Source organism: Methanosarcina horonobensis HB-1 = JCM 15518 (genome assembly GCF_000970285.1).
Taxonomy (GTDB): domain Archaea; phylum Halobacteriota; class Methanosarcinia; order Methanosarcinales; family Methanosarcinaceae; genus Methanosarcina; species Methanosarcina horonobensis.
Genome location: NZ_CP009516.1, coordinates 4,742,904 through 4,766,092, shown reverse-complemented (window position 1 = coordinate 4,766,092; position 23,189 = coordinate 4,742,904). Strand labels below are relative to the sequence as shown.

The 23,189-nt window shown below is 43.3% G+C and carries 15 protein-coding genes; 4 read left to right on the top strand and 11 right to left on the bottom strand.

Annotation, left to right across the window (positions count from 1 at the left end; genetic code table 11):
* Positions 1-50: 50 nt before the first annotated feature.
* Entirely contained in the window at positions 51-1,397 is a 1,347-nt protein-coding gene (gene glmM, locus MSHOH_RS20705) for a phosphoglucosamine mutase (RefSeq protein WP_048142567.1), read from the top strand.
* An 813-nt stretch (positions 1,398-2,210) separates the two neighbouring features.
* On the opposite strand, the gene MSHOH_RS20700 is transcribed toward glmM, so the two are convergent.
* The 8 genes from MSHOH_RS20700 to MSHOH_RS20665 form a co-directional block, all read right to left on the bottom strand.
* Positions 2,211-3,335, bottom strand: coding sequence for a TIGR04013 family B12-binding domain/radical SAM domain-containing protein (locus MSHOH_RS20700; RefSeq protein ID WP_048142565.1), 1,125 nt, complete (start codon positions 3,333-3,335; stop codon positions 2,211-2,213).
* A gap of 65 nt (positions 3,336-3,400) precedes the next feature.
* Positions 3,401-4,519: a site-2 protease family protein gene (locus tag MSHOH_RS20695; RefSeq protein ID WP_048142563.1), complete on the bottom strand. Its 1,119-nt coding sequence runs from the start codon at positions 4,517-4,519 to the stop codon at positions 3,401-3,403.
* A 241-nt stretch (positions 4,520-4,760) separates the two neighbouring features.
* A complete protein-coding gene (locus MSHOH_RS20690) occupies positions 4,761-5,195 on the bottom strand; it encodes a DUF126 domain-containing protein (RefSeq protein ID WP_048142560.1) in 435 nt (144 codons plus the stop codon).
* Positions 5,182-6,381, bottom strand: coding sequence for an aconitase X (locus MSHOH_RS20685; RefSeq protein WP_048142558.1), 1,200 nt, complete (start codon positions 6,379-6,381; stop codon positions 5,182-5,184). Before MSHOH_RS20685 ends, MSHOH_RS20690 begins: the two co-directional genes overlap by 14 nt.
* 114 nt (positions 6,382-6,495) lie before the next feature.
* The gene (locus MSHOH_RS20680; protein ID WP_048142556.1) at positions 6,496-7,764 is read right to left on the bottom strand and encodes a UbiD family decarboxylase; all 1,269 of its coding nucleotides are present in this window, start codon (positions 7,762-7,764) and stop codon (positions 6,496-6,498) included.
* Positions 7,765-8,115: 351 nt separating this feature from the next.
* Positions 8,116-9,183 carry a citrate/2-methylcitrate synthase gene (locus tag MSHOH_RS20675; RefSeq protein ID WP_048142553.1) on the bottom strand — a complete coding sequence of 356 codons (1,068 nt, stop codon included), beginning with the start codon at positions 9,181-9,183 and terminating at the stop codon, positions 8,116-8,118.
* 412 nt (positions 9,184-9,595) lie between these two features.
* A complete protein-coding gene (gene acnA / locus MSHOH_RS20670) occupies positions 9,596-12,406 on the bottom strand; it encodes an aconitate hydratase AcnA (protein ID WP_048142551.1) in 2,811 nt (936 codons plus the stop codon).
* A 598-nt stretch (positions 12,407-13,004) separates the two neighbouring features.
* Positions 13,005-14,390, bottom strand: coding sequence for a COG1470 family protein (locus tag MSHOH_RS20665; RefSeq protein WP_048142549.1), 1,386 nt, complete (start codon positions 14,388-14,390; stop codon positions 13,005-13,007).
* 350 nt (positions 14,391-14,740) lie between these two features.
* On the opposite strand from MSHOH_RS20665, the gene MSHOH_RS20660 reads away from it, so the two are divergent.
* The gene (locus tag MSHOH_RS20660; protein WP_239451085.1) at positions 14,741-15,472 is read left to right on the top strand and encodes a hypothetical protein; all 732 of its coding nucleotides are present in this window, start codon (positions 14,741-14,743) and stop codon (positions 15,470-15,472) included.
* Positions 15,473-15,488: 16 nt separating this feature from the next.
* Here MSHOH_RS20660 and MSHOH_RS20655 read toward each other — a convergent pair whose 3' ends face one another.
* Both MSHOH_RS20655 and MSHOH_RS20650 read right to left on the bottom strand, forming a co-directional pair.
* Entirely contained in the window at positions 15,489-17,219 is a 1,731-nt protein-coding gene (locus tag MSHOH_RS20655) for a vWA domain-containing protein (RefSeq protein ID WP_048142544.1), read from the bottom strand.
* A 45-nt stretch (positions 17,220-17,264) separates the two neighbouring features.
* The gene (locus tag MSHOH_RS20650) at positions 17,265-18,776 is read right to left on the bottom strand and encodes an AAA family ATPase (protein ID WP_048142542.1); all 1,512 of its coding nucleotides are present in this window, start codon (positions 18,774-18,776) and stop codon (positions 17,265-17,267) included.
* Positions 18,777-19,399: 623 nt separating this feature from the next.
* Here MSHOH_RS20650 and MSHOH_RS20645 point away from each other — a divergent pair.
* Both MSHOH_RS20645 and MSHOH_RS20640 read left to right on the top strand, forming a co-directional pair.
* Positions 19,400-20,134, top strand: a complete 735-nt coding sequence (locus MSHOH_RS20645; protein ID WP_048142540.1) for a HesA/MoeB/ThiF family protein — start codon at positions 19,400-19,402, stop codon at positions 20,132-20,134.
* A 138-nt stretch (positions 20,135-20,272) separates the two neighbouring features.
* On the top strand, positions 20,273-21,220 hold the full coding sequence (locus MSHOH_RS20640; RefSeq protein WP_048142537.1) for a hypothetical protein: 948 nt from the start codon (positions 20,273-20,275) through the stop codon (positions 21,218-21,220).
* Positions 21,221-21,409: 189 nt separating this feature from the next.
* Here MSHOH_RS20640 and MSHOH_RS20635 read toward each other — a convergent pair whose 3' ends face one another.
* Entirely contained in the window at positions 21,410-22,306 is an 897-nt protein-coding gene (locus tag MSHOH_RS20635) for a right-handed parallel beta-helix repeat-containing protein (protein WP_048142535.1), read from the bottom strand.
* Positions 22,307-23,189: the final 883 nt, after the last annotated feature.

Below are 23,189 nucleotides of genomic sequence, written 5' to 3'. Positions count from 1 at the left end.
TTCCTTATAATAGTACAATTTTGATGCAAATGATGAGATGGAGATCTTAAATGGAATTATTCGGAACTAATGGTGTGCGTGGTATCGCCAATGAATTCATAACGCCTGAGCTGGCAGTCAATCTGGCCAAAAGCCTTGGCACGTACATGGGCTCGAAAGGTACGGTTGCAATAGGCTGCGATACCCGGATTTCGGGCCAGATGCTGAAATCCGCAGCGATTGCCGGCGCACTTGCAACAGGCCTGAATGTTATTGATGTGGGAACCGTTCCTACTCCCTCCATTCAATACTATGTGCGCGACTATGCTGATGCCGGAATCGTTATCACGGCATCTCACAATCCCAGGCAATATAATGGAATCAAGATGATTGCAGGAGACGGTTCGGAGTTCCCCAGGGAAGGGGAAAGAGAAATTGAGAAAATCTATTTTTCGGGCAAATTTTCAACGGTTTCATGGGAAAAAACAGGAAGTTTCAGGATTGATCCCTCAGTTAATGATTATTATATAAGAAACATAGTGCGTGCAGTGAATGCCGAAGTCATACGCAGCCGGAGATTTAAGGTAGTGATTGATACCGGTTGCGGAGCAGGCTCCCTTACTCTTCCTCTCCTGCTCAGGGAGCTGGGCTGTGAGGTTCTAACTCTTGGGGCTCAGCCTGACGGGACTTTTCCCTGGAGAAATCCCGAACCCACGCCTGAAGCCCTGACAGAGCTATCGGCTCTCGTTAAAAAGACAGGGGCAGCTTTTGGAGCAGCTCATGACGGGGACGCGGACAGAATAGTCTTTATGGATGAAAATGGGGAATTTGTAAATGAGGAAGTCCTGCTCGCCATGATGGCGAAATATATGCTTGAGCGTGAAAAAGGACCTGTAGTCACTCCGGTGAGTTCTTCCCAGCGCATGGCTGATGTCGCAAAGGAAGAAGGTGTTGAACTTTACTGGACAGCTGTAGGCTCAATCAATGTTGCCAGAAAAATGATGGAAGTAGATGCCGTTTTCGGAGGCGAAGGTAACGGGGGCCTTATTTTTCCCAAACATCAGTACTGTCGGGACGGAGCAATGGCGTGCGCAAAAGTCCTTGAGATCCTGGCCGGAGGAAAGAATCTTTCCGAGCTGGTTAAAAGCGTGCCTGTTTACTTCAATGCAAAAACCAAGACTCCTTCCAGGGATGTTGTGGGTACTATGGGAAGGGTCAGGTATGAAGCCTCAATTTTGGGACTTAAAACAGATACTGTTGACGGAGTCAAGATCTGGTACGATGACGGCTGGGTCCTGATTCGTCCTTCAGGTACTGAGCCTATTTTCCGGATATTTGCAGAGGCAAAAAAGCAGGAAAGGGCAGAAGAATTAATGAATGAAGGTCTGGAAATGGTCTTAAAAGCAGAAATTATTTGACTCGAACCTTACTTCTAGCAGTATGCAACAGCCTGGAGTAAGAATTCCGGGTGATGATGAAAGTTTGTAGAAAAGATGAAGGTATAAGGCTCAAGCTGATTTGAGCCTTACAATACTCTTCTCTCAAAGTCTCTAATCCTAAGACGAAAGCTTCTATATAAGGCCAGATGAAAGCTACTGGAACTATTAATCAGTTTATAGTTCTTTGATAGATCTTTTATTTCAGTCGAAAAATTTTTCTTTGTTTGGGTTGATTCTGGAAACTGTTTTCTGGGATAACTTATTTTATCTATTTTTAGTTATATCTTCAATTCAATACATTAATATTTATTATGCATTAAATTAAAATAAGTAACAACAAGTTATAAATACTTTGAAGTATTTCTTATCTATCGGAAGAAAAACGATAGACATATTTCCGAGATTAACAAGTCGGTATGAGGCCTCCTAATCTGAAAAACAACACCTCCTAAATAGTAAAGTAGCATTGGAAGATTTTAAATCACCTGCTAGATAATTAAGCCGAGTTACAGGATCAGTAAGTATATTTAAAAACGCGCTATGAACATGGAATCAAAACATCCTTTGAAAAATATACGAACCATCAAAGTTAAGGAATAACAGATATCCATAAACTGAGTTTACAGAGGAGTGAAGTAACAGAGCTAAAAGTTACAGATCAAAAACAAAGGTCTTCTTGTGCGGTTATTCAAAAACAAATTTAACGTAAAAGCGGGATTAAGGTTTAAAAGCCGATACTGATTATGTACTGCTTTCCTTAATCCCTTCTCCTTCCTTTTTTCAGGTTTTCTTTCAGGCTTTCCGGTGTTTTTCCCAGTAGCCTGTCAGCTTTCCTCCAAGGGCAAGTTTTCCAAGCTCCCGCCTTACCTTTTCGCTCACTTCCGAAGGAACTGATGATGCGTACGGAGTACCCGGAAGCGGGCTCATATAATGAGCCCGGACAGTCCCGCCCTTTCTGCAGATCCAGCGGACAAGCTCAAGGCTTTTTTCCTGGTCTTCTTCAGTTTCAGTGGGAAGCCCGAAAATGAAATCCACTGCAGGGACGATCTCATGTTCAAGGCAGCATTCCACAGCTGAGATGCTGTCCTCAACCGTATGCCCTCTTCTTATTTCTTTAAGGATGCGGCCACTTCCGGATTGAGCTCCAAGGCTGAGGCTGTCGTTTGCACAATATTTTCTCACAAGTTCGACAGATTCCTCGGTTACGAACTCAGGGCGGACCTCGGAGGGGAAAGTCCCGAAAAAAATCTTTTTATCAGGCAGTTCACGCAGGGCAGAAAGCAGTTTTTCTACTTTATCGAACCTCGGATAAATTCCATCGCTTCCGTAAGCAAAAGCATTTGAAGCTATAAAGCGGAGGTCATCATAGTGCCGGGCATTCTTCAGAATAGAATCGATACTTCTGTGCCTTACCTCTCTTCCAAAAAGTCTGGGAGTCTGGCAATACTTGCAGCCCCAGGGGCATCCACGACTGATTTCTATGGGGGCTCGAAGTTTTTTCGGATCAAAGCAGGGGTATGCGTCCAGGCTCACATGGGGCCTTTCAGGAGTCCTGACTATCTTGCCGGTATCCGGGTGTTTATAGGCAACTCCCTTTACCTCTCCCGGATTTCCTCCTTCTTTCAGAACCTTTACCAGTTCCGGAAGCGTCTCTTCTCCTTCCCCAAGCACCACATAATCAAAAAACTCAAGCGTCTCTTCGGGAGATCCGGAAGGATGAGGACCTCCTGCAATAAAGATTGAGTCAGTACCTGCGTTTTCGACTTCTTTGAAGACTTTTGCTGCTTGCCGTGTTGTAAAACTGTAGATCATAATCCCATTACAGGGTTTGTCCGTAAATCCGGCTTCAGGAAGCACAGGTGAAAGAACTGCAAAACTGTAAGAGTTCTTTTTACTATACCGGAAATTCACTTCCATTGTTCTTTTTTTCCTTATTTCGATTCTTTTTCAGGTTTCAATTCACTTCAATTTTTTTATTTCCTTCAGGTTATGGGCTTAAAAGGAATCAGGGTGAAGCAAAGCAGGCCGAGGATAAAGGTAAATATCCCTATAAAAATTCGCTTCCTATCCAGTTCTATTTTGTCATGAAGAGGGGAAGGATGCCCGACTGCTGCAAAAGCCCAGAGAAAGAGAGCCCAGAATATCCATATGAATCCGTCTCCATTCAGCCAGTACACCACGTAGAAACCTATCAGAAAAAGAATACGCGGCATCATTGAAGATATCCTGTCCGCTTTTTTGCCGAGCATTGCTCTGAGCACGTGCCCTCCGTCAAGCTGCCCTGAAGGCAGGAGATTTAGAAGGGTCACAAACATCCCAACCCAGCCTGCAAAAGCCACAGGATGCAGATTACTCCCTGTGAACCCGACAAGTTTCTGTATCATTACAAAGAGAGGTGGGAGACCTACCTCAAACATCAGGGAATCGGACAATGGATTGACCGCAGGCGCATCTAGATTCAGTCCTATTATGGTGACTGCAACTGAGACCAGAAGCCCCACCAGAGGGCCTGCAATCCCCACATCAAATAGAGCTTTTCGGTTAGGAATAGGTCCTCTATAACGGATTACTGCTCCCATTGTGCCTATGAAAGTCGGAAATGGAATGAAATAGGGAAGGGAGGTTTTCATCCCATGGTACCTTGCCATTGCGTAGTGAGCCATTTCATGAGAACCGAGCACAGCCAGTATTGCAAAGGTAAAAGGCAAACCCTGAAAAACCTGCAGGGGATCACTCGAGAGGTCAACCCCAAACATCCAGGCCCCGCAGATCATGGTTGTAAACACTGTTGCTATGAAAAGTGCAAAGTTTACCCAGATTTTTTCTTTTATTTTCTTTACTGGAGCAACAATAAGAATGTGCTCCCCAAGTTCGTACTTAAGGGTAACTCCAAGCCCCTTCTGTTCAAGGGGAGACCAGAGTTCTCCCATTACGTTTTCGGCATCTATTTTAGGTGTGCCGAAGAAATAAAGAACCTCTCCTGATTTCTGGATTTCATACACTTTAAATACCCTTGTAATGAAAGGATATATACGTGAAATCGACTCTTCAACATCGGACTTTTCACGGTCTTTTCTATGGTCTTCTATTCCCTGTTTCATTTTAGGTTTCACGCCTTTGAGGCTTGAGATTTCTTTTAGACTTACATTTACCTTTCTGATTTTATATTATATCCTCATCTTTTTAATTAGCGCCTTTTTAACTCATATTTTCTTGATTCATATCTTTTTATTCATTTCTTTGTTTTTTGCTAACTCTTGAAGCCTTTCAACCTGTATCAATATTATTTTCATGCTTTAAACTTCAAACGGCACGGTACTGAAGCCTGAAGTCTGATTAGTATCATTTTTCTGCCTTACTGCCTTCAGGTTTAATCAATTCGATATACCCTTCACTGCCGTTAACCAGGACAATATTTCCGTCCTTTAGAAGCTCATATGGATTTTTTTCCAGCATATCAACAAGCGGGATTTCGGATATGATTGCTCCTACTGCTACGATCGGTTCGGTTTCCAGATTAATAATCGCCGCCGGAGCAGCTCCGTTTTTCTTCAGCTGATACATTACATATGAGCCAACAGTAGAGCCTTTCCCATGGGGAAAAACAAGGATTTTTCCTTTGATTGATTTTCCTGCTAAAGAGTGTTTTTCCTCAACCACAATCCCGGTTTTAGGGTCTACGCTGCCAAGGAAGGATATGGGATCTCTGGAGAGCAGGACTTCCCCTTCTGCACACCCTCTGGAAATTGTTCTGCCTTTAAGTTTAATGGGAACCACCTTCTTTTTTCTCCCGGGTAGCCTCCTCTATGCAGGTTTCCATATCTCCGTATACACTTTCAGCCCCGCACATTCCGGGCACATAAGCAAAAGCTTTTCCCGAATTCACCATAACACAGGAATAGCTGTTGGTTGCCGGAGAAACCACCATACAGGTATCGCAGACAACCTTAGCTCCACTTTCTTCAATAGTCCTGACATACTCCGGATTACGTTTTGTAAGTTCTCTTGAGGTAAAGATCCAGGTCTCCTTTGAAACCATTTTTCCCTTCAGGAGTTCGGCTGCTTTTTTAAGTTCAGACTTAGAGCAATGAGGACAGCCAATAGTAATCAGCTCTGGCTCTTTGCCAGCTCTTCTTCTACTACTATAAACCTCATCCAGCTGGTTTCTCTCGATAACTATTTTTTCTTCCGGCTCTTCAAAATTCATTCTGCACGCTTCAGGGGTCACCCCTTTTACATGGTAAAGAGCCACTGCTCCTGAAGCCGCCATTGCAGCTCCCAGAGCTTTCAATTCATCCATTTCCGGTTTGTTCTTTAGATGGAAAATAGGTACTCTGTTCCCGATAAATTTACCTGCCACATACCCAAGTGCTCCGTAATCCGATTCTTTAAGTGAACACTCCACACCGATAGAAACTTCAGGTACGCGGTTTTTATCCAGGTGAAACCCGTAGTTTGCAGTTTTTCCGAGAAGCGCTGCGGAAAGAGCTGACGGTCCTCCCTCCCGGTTTGTCCTGGCTCCTATCACGGAGTTTGCATAAGAGATGGCCGAGGATTCGCTCCAGGCAAGGTGGTCGCCGTAATTTACTGAAAAGCCTTCAAGGGTATAAGGAGTGCAGGTGCATTCGCAGCGAATCCCGAGTTTTTTGTAAGCCTGAACAATTGCCTTCTGTTTTTCTGCAAATTCAGGAGAGATCCTCAGCCTTTTCCAATCTTCCAGGTCCATTCCTGCCGGATTAAGGATTGCAGGAACTTTTACCTGCCCTTCAAGGTCTGAAATCCACTCAAGCCCGGCATCGCCTATAGTCTTATAAGAGACACCTGCAATCTGAGCGCTTTTGATGGGAATCAGTCTGTCTGCTCCGTAGATGTCCCCGAGAGCCACAAGGATCTCAATTGCCTGCCTGAGAGTTTCTCCGGCTTCTCCGTTCAGGATTTGTTCTTCTTCTTTTGTAAGATACATGAAAATTCACTCTATAGAGCATTTAAATGAAAACAAAATATCAAGGCAGGATATTTCATGCCCCTAATGCAGTCGTAGTTTTCCCCTATCCTGCCGTTAAAAGTTACTTCTCAGTCATTCTTCAGGAATTACTGCCCTTTCAAAGTTCTCTTTTTCGACAAGAACCTTTGTCGCATCAATTCCCACTTTGGTTGTCGTCCCATCCGGTGCTCCTCTGGGATCAAGAGAACTACCGCGGACGTTAGGAATAATCAAGATATCCATGTCGCCTTTTACTCTGGTAGCAACCGCAAACTCAACATCAGCAGGGTCAAAAATGTTTATGTCCTCATCCACAACGACCACATGCTTCAGGCTTGTGTGAGCTGCAAAGGCAGCCATAATAGCATTTTTTGCATCCCCTTCAGTCTGCTTTTCTATCTGCACGACTGCATGAAGGTAACAGCATCCTCCCTCTGTTAAGACCACATTTTTGACGGTAGTAACTTCCCCTACAGCCCTGTATATTCTCGGCTCATAAGGCACTCCCATCATCAGGAGGTGTTCGGGCCCGGCCGGCAAAATTCCGTGATAGATAGGGTTTTTTCTATGGATAATTCTGGTAATCCGGATAACGGGCTCTTTCCTTACCACATCATATGTCCCGGTAATATCCACAAATGGTCCTTCATCAACCCTCTCTTTCGGGTCAACATATCCTTCGAGCACGATCTCGGAGTGAGGTACTTTTACCCCGTTTGAGCACTCAAAAAGTTCTACCGGAGCTCCACGCAGGGCAGCCGCATATTCAAACTCTTTTCCAACAGGAACCCTGGTAGAGGTCGCATAAATAATCGTAGGGTCGCAGCCCAGAACAATCGCAATAGGCAGAGCTTCTCCTTTTTCGGCGGCTTTTTTATGCAGTAGATAGGTATGTCTCGGAGGGACAAGGCGAACTGCGAGTTTGTCTTTTCCCACGAGCATAAGACGGTGAATCGAAGCATTCATCACGCCTCCATATTCGGAAACGACAATTCCTGCAGTTATGTAGGGTGCTCCGTCCTTTTCAAAATGGGTAAGAATAGGAAGTTTTGTCAGGTCAACCTTATCTTCTATCACCTCAAGGGTGGGAGAGTCTGAAACCAGCCGAACTTCACCTTCAGGAGAAACTTCGGAGAGCTTCTTTATAATTTCCTCTTTAGGGACCTCAAGCATAGCAGCAAGTTCGTCCCTGGAACCTAGAAGGTTCATAATAACCTTTGAGCCTGAAACGTCATGGAAAAGAACCGGAGCTTTTGTTTTTTTTGCAATTCTCGAAGCCTCGAACTTCGGGGAAACGGGCTGATGGACTTCGACCAGCTTTCCGTTTTCTTTTAACCGGTCTATAAAATCTCTATAAGTCATGGGTATCTGGATATCAAAAAGCTGTCAGATAATAAAAAGATTATCTGACCCCAGGCTCAAGAGCTCCATACTCTTTTACCTGATATCAGTCTCTATAGGACTAGAATTAAATGAGAGAAAAACTTTTACCTGAAAGTTTTATTTTATTTGTGTTCGATCTGTGAACCTGTTTTGCCTGAAAAATCAGTTTTATTTCTGATTTTTATTTTGGCTTGCCAGATCATATCTCAGATCGCGTCCGTTAGATCCCATCTATTAGACTTGTTGTCGGATCTGGTTTCTGTTTCTGTACTTTTTTTCGTTTCTTTTGCTTTTGCCGGTTTCAGACACAACAGGTCTTTTTCCGAGGCTTTAACATTCGTCAAGCATGAAGGCTCTGGGCCTTATGATCTTTTTCTTCTCGTACTGTTCGAAACAATGAGCTATCCAGCCTGAAATTCTTCCTATTGCAAAGATTGAAGTTGCAAGCTGCGGGGGAATGTCCATATACTTGTAGATAACTCCTGAATAGAAATCAACGTTCGGATAAATCGGCTTTCCTCTCTTTTCCACAAGCTCGCAGACAACAGCATTTTCAATTGTTTCAGCTGTCTCATACCAGTGCATGTCACCTTTAGCTTCAGCGAGTTTTCTGGAAAGCTGCTTGAATATTGTGCCCCTAGGGTCATATGTCTTGTATACTCTGTGCCCGAAGCCCATTATTTTTTCTCTCTTTTCAATTTTTTCAAGGACAAATTTCTCTGCATTTTCAGGGCAGGCGATCGCTTCAAGCATGTTCATAACTTCTGACCTCGCTCCGCCATGAAGGGGACCTTTGAGTGTGCAAAGCCCGGAAACGACAGCCGAATAGAGGTCTGAAAGTGTTGAAGCTGTAACTCTGGAGGAGAAAGTGGAAGCATTCAGCTCGTGCTCGGCACTAAGAATAAAGTCTTTTTCCATGACTTCAGCTTCCAGCGGGTCCGGCTTGCTTCCTTTTAGCATGTACAGAAAATTGGCTCCGTGGGAAAGGGAGGGATCGGGGGGTACAGGTTCCTTTCCGTTTGCCGTTCTATAATAAGCAGCAACGATAGTTGGGACCATGGCGATTAACCGTATGGCTTTTCTCATATTCCCTTCTTGAGAGCTGTCATTCAGGTCCGGATCGAATTGCGATATGAAAGAAACAACTGTGCGCAGCGCTTCCATAGCATCGACATTTAAATTGCACATGCGGATAACGTCCATTACCTCCCTGTTGATTCCGCGCTCCGCATGCAGGCGGGCTGAGTATTCGGCAAGTTCCTGTTCTCCAGGGAGTTCTCCCCGGATCAGTAGATAGGAAACTGCATCATAGGGAAGTTCGACCAGTTCGTTAATGTCTACTTCCCTATATTTCAGAATGCCCTCCAGCCCGTCTATGAAACATATATTTTTATTCATTTTCTACCTCGCAGTTATGCCTAGAGGATTTTCAAAAAACTTTGAAATTGGGGAATCCTCTGATTATACGTGAAAGATTTAACACGAAGGAACTTTTTGGGTCCAAAAATAGAGTGACAATGCAATTGTATTATCATCGAATAAGTATATTAAATTTGTTGAAATTGTAAATTTAAGTCGTTTTAAATATATTTGTTAAAGTTAAGATCTCTGCTTCTTTAAACCTTTTAACTGTATTCAGCCTCAAATATTATTTTTTCAAGGCGAAGCATCTCTATAACATCTCTTTGAGCCGAAATAATCCCGTATCCTGTCCGGATAAAAATAGAGATCCCGGAAAGAGAAGAAGCCTTATTCAGGCTTGCAGGACCTAAATAAAAAATTTATTTTGTTTTCCGGCATAAGTAACCTTTCATTTTTTCTTTACCGAATCCCTCAGGAACTTATGCAAAATTCCACTATTCCTGTAGTACTCGATTTCTACAGCAGAATCCAGTCTTAATTCTACCTTAAACTCCAGTTCTTTCCCGCTGTCATCCTTTGCCCGTACGGTAAGCTCTCCGTGGGGTTCCATTTTCTCAATTCCAATGATGTCATAACTCTCTTTTCCTGTAAGCCCGAGAGTATCTGCGCTTTCTCCTGCCTTAAATTGCAGGGGAAGAACTCCCATGCCCACGAGGTTGCTTCTGTGGATGCGCTCAAAGGACTCGGCAATAACTGCCTTTACTCCAAGGAGGAATGTACCTTTTGCTGCCCAGTCGCGGGAACTGCCTGTTCCGTACTCTTTTCCTGCGACAACAATCAGGGGGACATTGTTCTCCGCATATAGCAGAGATGCGTCGTAAATGGGAATTCCTTCTCCGCACGGTTCAGGCGGGAAGTCTTCTTCTTTAAGGTGGTAAACAGTCCACCCTCCTTCTCTGGCTACAAGCCTGTTTCTGAGCCGGATGTTTGCGAAGGTCCCGCGCATCATTACCTCATGGTTGCCCCTGCGGGAGCCATAGGAGTTGAAATCTTTCGGGTCCACACCCCAGGACATCAGGTACCTGCCTGCCGGACTCTCTGTCGGAATATCGCCTGCTGGGGAAATATGGTCAGTAGTGATGCTGTCCCCGAAAAGGGCAAGGACTCTGGCGTCCTGTATATCTCCGGGAAGAGGCAAAGTAAGCGGGAAATCCACGAAGTAAGGTGGCTCCTGAATGTAGGTGGAGGTAGAGCTCCATTCATAAAGAGTGCCCTCAGGGACATCCAGCTCTTTCCAGAGTTTTGCGCCTTCAAGAACGCCTGAGTATTCTTTTTTGAACATCGCAGGCTTGACACTGTTCTTTTCGACTTCCTTTATCTCCTCCTGTCCGGGCCAGATATCTCTGAGAAAAACCGGGAGCCCGTTAGGGTCATAAGCAAGAGGATCGGTTTCGAAGTTTATATCCACCGTCCCTGCAATTGCATATGCAACAACAAGCGGAGGGGAAGCAAGGTAATTTGCTTTGACAAGCGGATTTATCCTGCCTTCGAAATTTCTGTTTCCACTGAGCACGGCTGCAACTGTAAGGTCTTCTTCTTCGATTTCTTTTGCGACATGTTCAGGCAGAGGCCCGCTATTCCCTATACAGGTCGTACATCCGTACCCAACCTGGTGGAAACCCAGAGCCTCAAGATAGGGCAGAAGGCATGCGGCTCCAAGGTACTCGGTAGCTACTCTTGAGCCCGGAGACAGGCTTGTTTTCACGAAGGGTTTAACCTTCAGGCCTCTTTTAATAGCCTTTTTTGCAAGAAGCCCGGCCCCTATGAGAACTGATGGGTTAGAGGTATTCGTACAGGAAGTAATGGACGCAATGACGACAGAACCATGTGTGAGCCCGGAGTTTCTCTCAGTGGAGTCAATCTTTTCTACCCCTACCTCTTCCGAGGCTTCGGATTTTTCTACAGGTGCTCCTCCTTCTCCAATCCAGCGCAGGTAAGCAGGGTCTCTGGCAAGTTCAATTCCTTCTTCTTTCTTTCTTATAAAGGTCTGCCTCATTGTTTCACAGAAGTTTTCAGAGACCTCATTCAGGAAGAGCTGGTCCTGCGGGCGTCTGGGACCTGCAAGGCAGGGCTTTACAGTGCCCATATCAAGTTCGAGGTTACTGCTGAAGACAGGCTCGGGTTTGTTGACAGAATAAAGAAGACCCTGTGCTTCCAGGTATTTCTTCACAAGGTCAACCTGCTCATCACTCCTGCCTGTCCTCTTCAGGTAGTCCAGAGTCTCCATGTCAGGAGGGAAAATCCCGAGAGTTGCTCCGTATTCAGGAGCCATGTTTGAAATCGTTGCCCTGTCCGGAAGGCTGAGGGAGTTCAGGCCTGGTCCGTAGAACTCGACAAACTTGCCTACCACTCCATGCTTTCTTAGCATTTTCGTGATCGTGAGGACAAGGTCAGTTGCAGTAACTCCGGGTTCCAGCTTCCCGTAGAGCTTGAAACCGACAACCTCAGGAACAGGCATATAGTAAGGCTGCCCGAGCATTACGGCTTCGGCTTCTATACCGCCTACTCCCCAGCCGAGCACTCCTATCCCGTTGATCATTGTGGTATGAGAGTCAGTCCCGACAAGCGTATCAGGGAAAGCAAACAACTCTCCTTCTTTTTCTTTCAGGTGCACAAGTGGAGTCAGGTATTCAAGATTAACCTGATGGATAATTCCTCTTCCCGGAGGCACGACCCTGAAATTATCAAAGGCTTTCTGTGCCCAGCGGAGAACTGTATAACGTTCCCTGTTGCGTTCAAACTCTTTTTTCTCATTCTCCTCAAGTGCATATGCCGTGCCGTAGGAGTCAACCTGAACCGAGTGGTCGATAACCAGGTCAGCAGGGATTACAGGGTTGATTTTAGCAGGGTCTCCTCCAAGGCGCTCCATTGCCGAGCGGAGGGCTGCTAGGTCAACTACCGCAGGAACACCTGTGAAGTCCTGCATGATTACCCTTGATGGAATAAACGGGATGTCCCTTTCGCTTATATTATCAGGGCTCCACCGGGCAAGGGCTTCCAAGTCTTCTGCAGCTATCAGGTGCTTTTCAGTATCCGCATGCCGGAGCAGGGATTCCAGCAGGATCCTTATAGAGTAGGGGAGCAGGGAAATCCCTTCAAAGCCCTTTTCTTCCAGTTTACTCAATCTGTAAATCGTAGCTTTTCCGGCGGTTGTTTCGATGCTGTCTCTTACCCCAAAGGGGTCCGGACCTTCTCTCATTGTACTTTTTACCTCCAGCAGAAATATGAAATTAAAATGATGAACTTATTATGAGTTATTTTTTGTGAGTTGCTTTTTATGTTATAATCTTACTTTTCTTTATCCTGTGAGAGCCCCATCTTATCCTTAGAGTATTTTATTCCTTCGGGCTTATTATCTTCACGTTTTCGGGAAACATGCTTGATTTATTTCGTCTTTGTTTTGTTTTCCTTATGTGAGATGTATATTCAATACTTAACAGGATATGATCTGCGTTTTTAAACCCTGGGCCCAGTTAATCGAGATAACTAAGCTCTACCAGCTCCTCAAGCATTTAATTATAGCTACAGGCTCAGGCTGTACCTTCATATATTTATACTTCTCCAGTTAGGACCTATTCTGTTATAAGTTTCACCTCGCCAGAATTCCGCTTCGCCCGAATTGTGGAGAGAAGATTGAAGAATTTCTTTTCTGACTCAAGAATTGAAAAAACAATTAATCAGTAAACCTGGTTTTGGGTATAAAATAAAAAATCCCGGGCTGAAAGCCCAGGTTCCTGATTAAAGAAAAAAGAAAAAGGGTTGTTAAAGCTTAACTGTCATCAAACCGGGGGAGTTATTTATTTTTCAATAGCCTCGATTGTGATAGAATATTCAAAGTTTTCTGTGTTCCTGGGAAGAATTGAGAGCTTCCAGTCTCCTGCAGCCCCGGGAACCGTATAGGTCTCTACAAAGGTTGTGGTTCCACCCTGGTAGCTTCCCTGGTTGTAGGTTTCCATGCCACCTGCAACTCTTGCGGATACGTATGCAGGGTATGGCTGTGGGTATGTATCACCTATTATGTTTACCGAGCCGCTATATTTTTTGCTTACGAGATCAGGGGTAATTTTCTTTCCTGAGGGATCTATCAGGTTCACCTCAAAAGAAGGAGCAAGATCCCGGTTTCCTCCTGCGGTGTACAGGCTGTATCCATATTGATAGGCTCTGACCTCTATGCTGATGTTTCCACTATCTGTGGTTTTAAAGGTCGTTTCATAAGGCTCTTCTGGAATCGGAAGAATACGGAAATTCAGGTAAATTTTTCCTTCGTATTCTCTGATCCCCGGATCATCGATATTTAGGTCGAGATTCCCGCTGTAACTCCCTTTTGCATCAGCCGGAACTTTAAGTGTCATTTTCACGACTGCTGTCTGCCCTGCTTTTACTTCTTCAGGAGCTTCGATACTTATTGCGTCATTTTCGAAGGCGTATGCTGCTCCTCCATAGGGGGAAACGCTGTCGTAATATATGACGTCGCCTCCTTCCGTAAATTCAGGGGAGATTGAAACATCCTTACTGCCCGTATTCCTCAGCTTTATCTCATAGGTGTAGGTCTCTCCGGCTTCTACAAGGTCGTTAACATAAGGTGTAAGGATCTGAACTGTCGGGGGAATCCATACCTGCAGGTTCAGCTGCATAGTTCCCGGGAATTTCGGATAATAGCCTGCCACATCTCCTTCAGGCACTTTGTCTGTAAAGGCTATGAGTACGGCATAGTTCCCTAGATCTGCATTCTCAGGGAGATTTACCTCTACTTGGAACTCCTCTTTTTCTCCTGGCTCAAGGCTCTTTTCCGAGGGACTTATACTGACCCAGCTTTCATCTATGAATTTTTCTGTATAAGGGATGATCAAAAGTCTTGGATTTAATTCAATAGTTTTATTATCGTTGTTTTTAACAGTCACGGTAAAATTTTTACTATCTCCAGGCTTCAGTTCAAGGTACTGATAGGATGGATCCACACTGATTTTCTCAAACTCGGGATAAGAATATCCAGCATCCATTCCAGATCCAGCAATAGAACTGACTTCAGCAATAGAACTGGCTACAACTTTCGCTTCAACCACTTCAACTTCTGCAGGCACAACCTTACCAGCCCCTGCCCCTGCACAGGCAATAGAGAGTATGGATACAATAAAGAGCCCGCATATGATTATTTTTAATGTTTTTATGTCAAGTATACTCATGCTTTTCACCTCGCCTAATACTCACTAAGGCATGGGACTTATAAAAGAATTCCTTAAACTACGAATCAATCTGCAGTTATTTTTAGAAAACAGAGGTGGTAGTTGCTTTTTTCTTATTTTTCTTATTTTTCGTTACTCTCCTCACTCAATCTCACAACTAAATTTACAATACCCCAACAGGACTGGTCCGGACCTGATAGAAATTTAATAGAAAAAAATATTAAATCCAAGGATGAAATCTGTTTATGTAATTGCGAACCTTATATGAGAAAACTGATACAGAGCTTACTCAGGTTACGAATATCCAGGTAGAAATCCAGTAAAGCCTTTTTCGTTTCAACACTACTGATGTGATTTTCTTGCTTAAAAATAAACAGGATATATTCGGGAGATTTTCAAGCCCGAACTGCAAGTTCAGGAAAAGCTCGGGGTCAGGGAGGGATTCACTACGCGATTCTCTCATAGGATCCTGTCCTATAATCGATGCTGATTTTGTCGAGATTAGCGAAGATCCTGCCTCTGAAAAAGCCTATTCTGCCGAACTGGACTTTGAACTGCTGGAAAATCTCCAAGAATACCTTAGAACGAGATCTAAAGAGGAAATCACTGAAATATTTGAAGAGATTCGCAAAACTCTTGAAAGTAGAACTTCCGAAGGTGGATATTCGGGAAATTACTGGGAAGATACCTCTACTTACGAGAAAGTTCGGATAAAGGAGATTCCAGGAAGAGCTTTCAGGACATTTTCCAGAACCGCTTGCTGTGGAAAGGATAGGATTCTAAAAATCTCGAAAACCGTTTCTTCAAAGGCCTCGGCAATAGCTTCCGAAGGCAGAGAGTCAGTAAAAGTCTCTTCGAAAACACTCAATAATAGGTGGAGTAATCTAAGTCCCAGGGACCGCAAGATGATTTCTGAGGTCCTGCTAACAGTGATCGAGATCGGGTTACTCAGAAACTCCACCAGAGGAAGAAGAGCGGCATTTGTTGTTCTGTCAAATATTTACAGGCATCAGGCGCCAGGCAGGAAAGATCTGGAAGAGTTCATAGACGAGGTGAGCAGGCGTCTTAAGCGTAGGCATTAAGCCCATCCATGCTCCGTTAAAACATCCTCGCAGGTCTGCTGACCGCTTTTATAAACCTTGCAGGGCTCTCCTCGATCTGCCAGTTTCCTGAATCATGGATAATATAGGTATGGTCTGAGACCTGGTCCAGCCCTCCGGCATCATAGTTTCCTATTATCAGGGAAAAGATGCGGGCTTTTCTTTCTGCTTTTATTTCATTCCATTCGCGGATAAGAGGTCTCTCTGATAGTTCTGAGCTCCCGTCCGTAAGAAAAAGGAGGTCTGCTCCCTGGAAGGCTTTTTCGCCTTTTACCGCTTTTAGCCCTGCCCGGAGTGCTGTGTTGAAATCTGTACCTCCTCCAAAGGTATACTTGAGAAATTCCAGAAACTCCTTTCCCATACGTTTCTTATCCGTAAGTTCAATCTCAACGGTCTGCCATTTTGATGAAAAAAGAATTACTTTTACATCCCTGCTTTCTCTTAACATCCTCCTTGCAACTGCCAGAACCACGGCTTTTGCAAGAAGCTCAGGAGTTCCCCGCATGGAAGCAGAAGTGTCTACAAGGGCGACAACAGGTCCCTTCCTTTTTTTTCCTTCAATGTCCGAGTTCCAGTTTTCCCCTCTCAGCTGGTATGTAAGGAGTTTTTCTTCGATCATGTCAGCATAGAACTTGCGCTTCAGTATGGGATTTTTGAGCTTTACGGTTTCTATCGGAAGCAGGGTCTGGATATCGCCTGAAAAGGTGATTGTGTGCACTTCGCTTTTGCTGTGTGGTGATAATCGCAGTTTTTTTGAGCCATACTCAAGCTCAATCCTGCCTACCTGCTCAAGGATCTCATGCAGGTCAGAACTCTTTCTGAAAAGAGCAGCATATTTTTCGAGGTTTTCGAAATATTCCCTGTGCAGGGCCTGTAAAGAATGATCCCATGCTCTTCCCGGAAAAAGCATGGACAGGATCTCAAGCATTTCAAGGTGGTCTTCAAGGAGGGGGATAAGCTCCTCAAGTTTTATAACTATCTTTTCTTCAATGACTGAATCAACAGCCTCTCCAGCTTTTTCGCTGAACATGAATTCCCTGGTCATTGAGGCAAGTCTTTCCGATGCTGCCAGGTCTTCAGATCCCTGCCCCTGATAGTTTTCTACCCGATCCCACGATCTTTTAAGGAAATTTCCCTGGCTACTCTGGTTGTCCTCTTCTGCTCTCTTTCTTTCGCAAAGTTCGTTCGAGTTTTCCTGCCACTCGTAATTTCTCAGGCTTTCAGTCCTTTCCAGTCTGTTTCTTTCCCACAAAGCCTGGGTTTCATTGATCAGCTCTTTCAGGGCTTTTAAAACTCTTTCCAGTCCTTTCTGGGATTTTTTAAAGAGATCTTTCTCTATTTTTTCATAATCTTCAAAGAGTGTAAAAAGCTCTTCGAGCAGGGTTCTCAGGATAAAAACCCCTGCCATGCGGTTTGTTCCTGCGAGGATTTTTATTTCTTCCCAGACCCGCTGATTTCTCATACTAAGAAACATCGGATAAAAAACCCCAAATTTTTCCATAAAACATTTTTCATCCTTTACTTCGTAGTCTTTTCCTGAAAGAAGTTCATAAATGAGAACTTCTGTAATTTCTTCCCTTAGTCTGTGAGGAACTTTTCGGGGAGTTGCCAGAAATTCCCTCAGTTCAGTATTCAGTATAGTAGAAGGATTAAAGTTCCTATCAAAAGATGTCCTATCTGATTCGGATAAATTCTCGAAACCTTTTTTCGAGCTTCTCAGATTCTGCATATTCTTTGTTTCCTTCCTTTTTCCGTCTTCCAGAGTTTTTCAGGCTCAGGCAACTTCTGCTTTTTCGATTTCCACATCGAATATCTTCGGTTTTTCCAGTAAGGTCCGGATTTCATTTAGATGGCTTGCGATCTCGTAAATGTCCGTATTTTTGGAGTGGTATTTCATCAGAATTTCTTTGCTGTCCTGTCCTGAAATCCAGATATTTTCCCTGAGGGTTTCCTCAAGAGCTTTTTCTTCTTCCTGCACCTGTTTTCTGAAGTAGTTCAACCTTTCCTCGAGGTTTTCGTACTCTTTTTCGTAGAGTTTTTTATCTCCGTAGTCCAGGCTCAACTTAAACTCAAATCCATACCTGCGGCGGAACTGCTCTGCCATGGCTTCGAAGCTCAACGAACCGTTACTATTGCCGTAGTCAAGCCCGAGACTATAGGTATGAGTTGGAAATTCCATATGGTGTTTTAATAGATCAAGCGCATTATTGAAAGTGAGGCTCTTCGGGGCTTTCATCCCGGTAAACCTGGAGCTCTTCATGCCTCCGGTAGCCTTTTTCTCCTCTTCAAAGCACTTATTGCAGGACACGGTATTCGGAAGTTCCTGTTGCAGGCAAATGTAAACAGAGTTTCTAAGGTCAAGCACATTCTGCTTTAGCTTTCCGGTATCAGTGCCTCCTGAAACAACCCTGTCAAGGATAAGTTTCCTGATAGTTTCTTTCTGTTCCGGCAGATCCCAGAGCATATGCTGCAGCAGAACAACAGTCATCCTGTTTACGCTTGTGTGCCCGTTTACAGCTGAAGCTACTCTGAGCACGTTTATAATCTTCTTCCAGCGTCTGTCCGAAACGAAGATATTCGAGTTTTTAAGCTCTCTTCTCAATTCTCGAATAATTGTCCGGACTTCAGGGTCTACAGGCATTTCCCTTGCTTTTTTCTGGATTTCTCTTATATTTTCAACCGAAAGTTTTGTTGAAGGCAGGAAATCTTCCGTATTTTCGAAAATGAGGGCTTCAAGATTTTCTTCGTGCTGGATATAGTCCACACTGTACCTGAAGAGGAATCTGTCGTAAAGGGCTTCAAGGCTTTCATCTTCTTCAGGCAGTTCATTGGAAGCCCCGAAAACGGAAAAGAGAGGGACATCCATAACTTCCTTGCCGTTATGATATTTTCTCTCGTTCAGGACGGTCAGAAGGCTGTTTAAGATAGAGCTGTTCGCCTTGAAAATCTCGTCAAGGAGGGCTATGTGTGCAGTTGGCAGGTAACCTTCTACTCTCCTGCTGAATTCGTCCTTTTCAAGTGCCTTTAAAGAAAGAGGTCCGAATACTTCTTCTGGAGTGGAAAAACGAGTAAGAAGATAATGGAAAAAATTTCCTCCCTCGATGGTTTCGCAGATTTTGCTTGCAAGCAGGGTCTTTGCAGTGCCCGGAGGGCCCAGCAAAAGTATGTGTTCTCCTGAAAGTAGCGCCAGAAGAGAACCGTTAATTTCGGCGTCTCGCTCCTTAAAGTAGCCAGAGAATTCCCTTTTGATATTGAGAATAGTATTTTTTAAATCCAGAACTTTCATAAATTCATACCTTTATACATTTTCTATTTTCCAGCGTCTCATGTGCATTTCAGCATCTCACTCGCAACCTCTTATAAAGGTCTTAATCAAAATGAGCAGCCTTACCCGGTTCCAGTCGTGTTAAAAAAATGATGTAACCATTTTTATGGGTCTTGCCTTAATTAATTTTTCCAAAAAAAAATTTTCTGCCTTCCAAGCTTTTAAACGCTTCTTTCCCTGGCTATGCTGGTTCTCATAGATATACTTTCTCCTGTACCTTTTTATGTCTTTTTTGATACCTGTTTTTATTCCTCTTCTCCGAAGACATTATGCATAAAGAAATCTATTTACCGAGAAAAGGAATAATTTCTATGAATTTCTATGAAATACAGTAATGTCGAACTCACAACATGTAGTCCTACACGTCAGATTTAGCGTTCCTGAATACCAGTTTCCTGAGTAATCATCAGAAATTAATCTCAAAACCAGCTTTCAATACAGCCCAATATAGCTCTTAAACATTAACTTCAAAAACCAGTATTAAAAATCAGCTTTAAAATAAGTTTTCTAAATACCATATCGTATGAATCAATACTTTTAAGAAATCAATATTCCTGTTAATCTACATTCCGGAAGGCATTCACATGAATAACATGGAACGAGAAAAGTATAGTCGTCAGATTCTTCTTTTTGGAGAGGAAGGACAGGAGAAGTTAAAAGCTGCAAGGGTATTTGTCGCCGGTGCCGGAGGGCTCGGGTCTCCAGTATCAACATACCTTGCAATTGCAGGGATAGGGAAAATAATCCTTGCAGATTTTGATACTGTAGACCCTACAAACCTGAACAGGCAGTTTCTCCACCACGAAAAGGACATTGGGAGGGTAAAGGTTGAATCCGCAAAGGAAAAGCTTCTTTCAATGAACCCTTTAATTGAGGTTGAAACGATTAAAGAGATGCTTACCGAATCAAATGTTGATTCTCTGGTCCCTGAATGTGATATCATAGTTGATGCTCTGGATAATCTCGAAGCAAGGCATATTCTTAACAGGCTTTCAGTTAAGAGGAATATTCCTTTAATTCATGGAGCGGTTACCGGCTACGATGGGCAGGTCACAACAATAATTCCCGGAAAAACCCCTTGTTTTTATTGCATTTTCCCGCGAATTTCAAGAAAAGAGGTCTTCCCGATTCTCGGGGCAACTCCGGGTGTTATCGGCTCCATTCAGGCAAGTGAGGTAGTTAAGTTCCTGACCGGTAAAGGAAAGCTTCTTGAGGGGAGACTTTTGTTCTGGAACGGGCTTTCCGGAAGCTTCAGCGAAATTTCACTTTCGAAGCTGAACAATTGCCCTGTTTGCGGAAGTAACGGCGGAAGAATTTAATCAGGGTTTCTTCCCTCCTTTCAGCAGGATACGCCTTACTTCAGTTTCATCGCCTGTTTTCACTTATATTTCCTGTTGATCAATTTTTATATAACCTAAGTGATAATATCCTATAGGGTATGTTGGAGGGAAGATGGTATGAGTAAAAAAACCCGACCAGTTGAACAAAAAGAAAATATATCACAGGACAATTCAGGTTCCTGGTTTCAGGGATTCTATGACCTGAACCCGTCTGCACCCTGTTCCTCTTTCACTTCTATTCCGTGCTTTCCTTACCTTGACCTCAGTATCTATCGGGAATCCAGGGTGAAATCAATTATCAAAACACACAGCAAGGATATGTACCGCCTGCTTGAAAACGTTCATTTTGACGGTGAATATTGCAGAGTTAAGTGTGTAAGAGACGGAGAGTGGGAATGCTGCTGGGATCTGGCAGTCAGGGTTCAGTTTTTCGGGAAAATGCAGGGGATGGCTCTTTACCCGAAACGTTCGGTTTCAGAGAAGGAGAAGAAAATAGTTTACAGATCTCTGATTCTGGTTAATCCGTACCAGCTATGGGACGAATTCCTTGTAACCAGATTCTGGAACATTCAGGAGAGAGTCGAGTTCCTTATAGCCAGAATCCTTTTTCATGAGTGCATACACGTTATGATTTCACTTGGAAATACTTTACCTTCACCTTCCGGGAACACGGATATTTTTCGTGAGTTCAGGGAAATGCTGGATATTGCAAATTCCAAAAAGCTTGTTTCCGAAATGAGTGAGGTAAAGTTCCGTCTATGGAATCTTGTCGTTTTTGGGGCATCAGGTTCTGAAAGCGAGCAGAAAATGCTCGAAAGGGTTGAGGAAATCTACGAGTTCCTTATTAATGAAAAGTACAGTAACCAGAAAACAGGGCAGGTTTTTCATTCTCCTTTACGCAACTCAAAACTAGCCCGGAAGTATGCATGGATAGCAGCCGTCAAAGCCGGAGGGGACAGACAGATCAGTAAAAGGGTGTGGCAGGTTGAAGTTCGCAGACTCAGCATAGCATTGAGAGAACTGTACGATGGAATTGATGCGCTGAATAGATCTTACATGGTCTAAAACAGAAGAACTACGAGAGAAGTTGTTTGATTAATTCCAGAAAAGCCGAATTGTTCCTTAGTTTAATGAATTTGGAAACTTAAAAGTTGCTTGCTTTGCAGGCAACTGTTTAATTCCCAACCTTATATAGTTGAAATAAATTGAATTGGCTCTCAGAATGAACTGAGAGTTTCCAACTAATAAAGTTCTTTATCCACAGTTTTCAATTCTGTTATCGTGGATGTTTACATTGGTTTCTTTTGTGTTTAAATGTACTACTGCAGGTGCATCCAGGTCATGGAAATAGTTTCCAGAAGCTTCTATGTTTTTAAGAGTTCCCTGTAACTCCAGACCTGCATATCCGCCGCCGGATGTAGTACATTCATTGTTTTGCATGGCTCCATCGGTAACGGAGTCGAATCGAACGGATGAATTAGTTCGGTTAATGAATGTAGAATTCTTAACTGTAATGCCGTCTACGTGATAGGCATATACGCAATCATGTCCGCATTTGTTTACAGTTACTGTATCTATCATTACGTTGCTGGATTTCGAAATAAGCATGGCATCATTACATCCGTTCTGGAATGTAACGTTCTGAATTGTTAATCCGTTAACATTTATTATGGTTGCCATGTTATAACTGGAAGTTCCGAGCCTGATATCAGGATAATAGTCACTCTGACTACCATCAACAGTTAAGTTTTCTATTTTAACATTGCTTGCAGAACTGCCTCTGATCATAAGCATAGCTTTCTTTTCTGCAATACTGCTCTCACGGCTGCCCCAGAGAGGTAGTCCTTTGGCAAGCTTAATTGTTACACCGGAATCTCCGGCAAGAGTCGTGTCACTGCCGATCAGAAGAGAATCCCCGATGTCATATGTGAACGGGCCTTTAAGCTGGACGGTTGTGCCCGGGTTCTTTGCCGCATCTGCAAGTGCCTGGTTAATCTGGACATGATCGTCTATTCCATCACAGTTGTAATCTCCACTTCCATCTCCAGCAACAGTTATGACCTGTGTGTTCTCGCCGCCTAATACTGTAGGTACGGTCGTTAAAATAAGGCATGTTACCAGGAATAGGGTTCCTAGCTGTCTTTTTAGCATCGTATCACCTTTGGGTTGGATTTTTTATAGGGACTTAAGTAAATCAAAATTTCAAGGGTAATTCTATGTTTTTTATGTTTTTCCCCAAATATTTCTCAAAATTCCATATTACGGACTCGTAATACCTCTTTTCCGACATATCTAATTAGATTGGGTTAGATACTCTAATCAGGTCGGTTCGGTGCTGTTATTCAAAAACCTATATTACGTCTGCGTAATATTTTTGAACCTATCCAATACGGTTCTCTGCGATTTATGTGGGGCGGACACGTTGCACACAGAGTCTCCACTCTCCAACTGCCTTATAGGGATCAGGCACTGGAAGTGGCCGGAAATCAGAAGTTTTGACTTCTACCATTTAAAATTGCTACTGACCATGGGATATTACTCTTCTGGTCAATACCTCCTGTTTAACTGATCACAGTCCTTAACCGGGTCAATTCTTCTTCAGAAATGCTTTTCAGAAGAAACAATCCACCTGATATTGGATTTTCTAATTTAGCATTCAAGGTCTACGCAGTCCTATTATAAAGTATTTTTGGTATTTTTCCAATGTAATTTATATAGTGCTGGGTCGTTTCGGCCTTTTTCAGACTTTTAATCGGACTGGTTAGTAAGGCTATAGAAATCGTATATTAAGAATTATGAGTCCAGCCGTAAGGAGTTAAACCCATATTTCAAAATATCAATAATGTAACTAAATTTGCTAATGTAGATTAAAAATAAACCAAAAGGAAAATAAAATATAGTTATTCGAGGATCCTGAAATGTGCTGAATAAGTTAAAAACGCATTTAGTAGACATGACGCTCGAAAAAATCAGAAAACTTGAATCCAGAAATGGTATTTTTATCTCCTTTTTCACTTTCTTTCATTAAATTTTA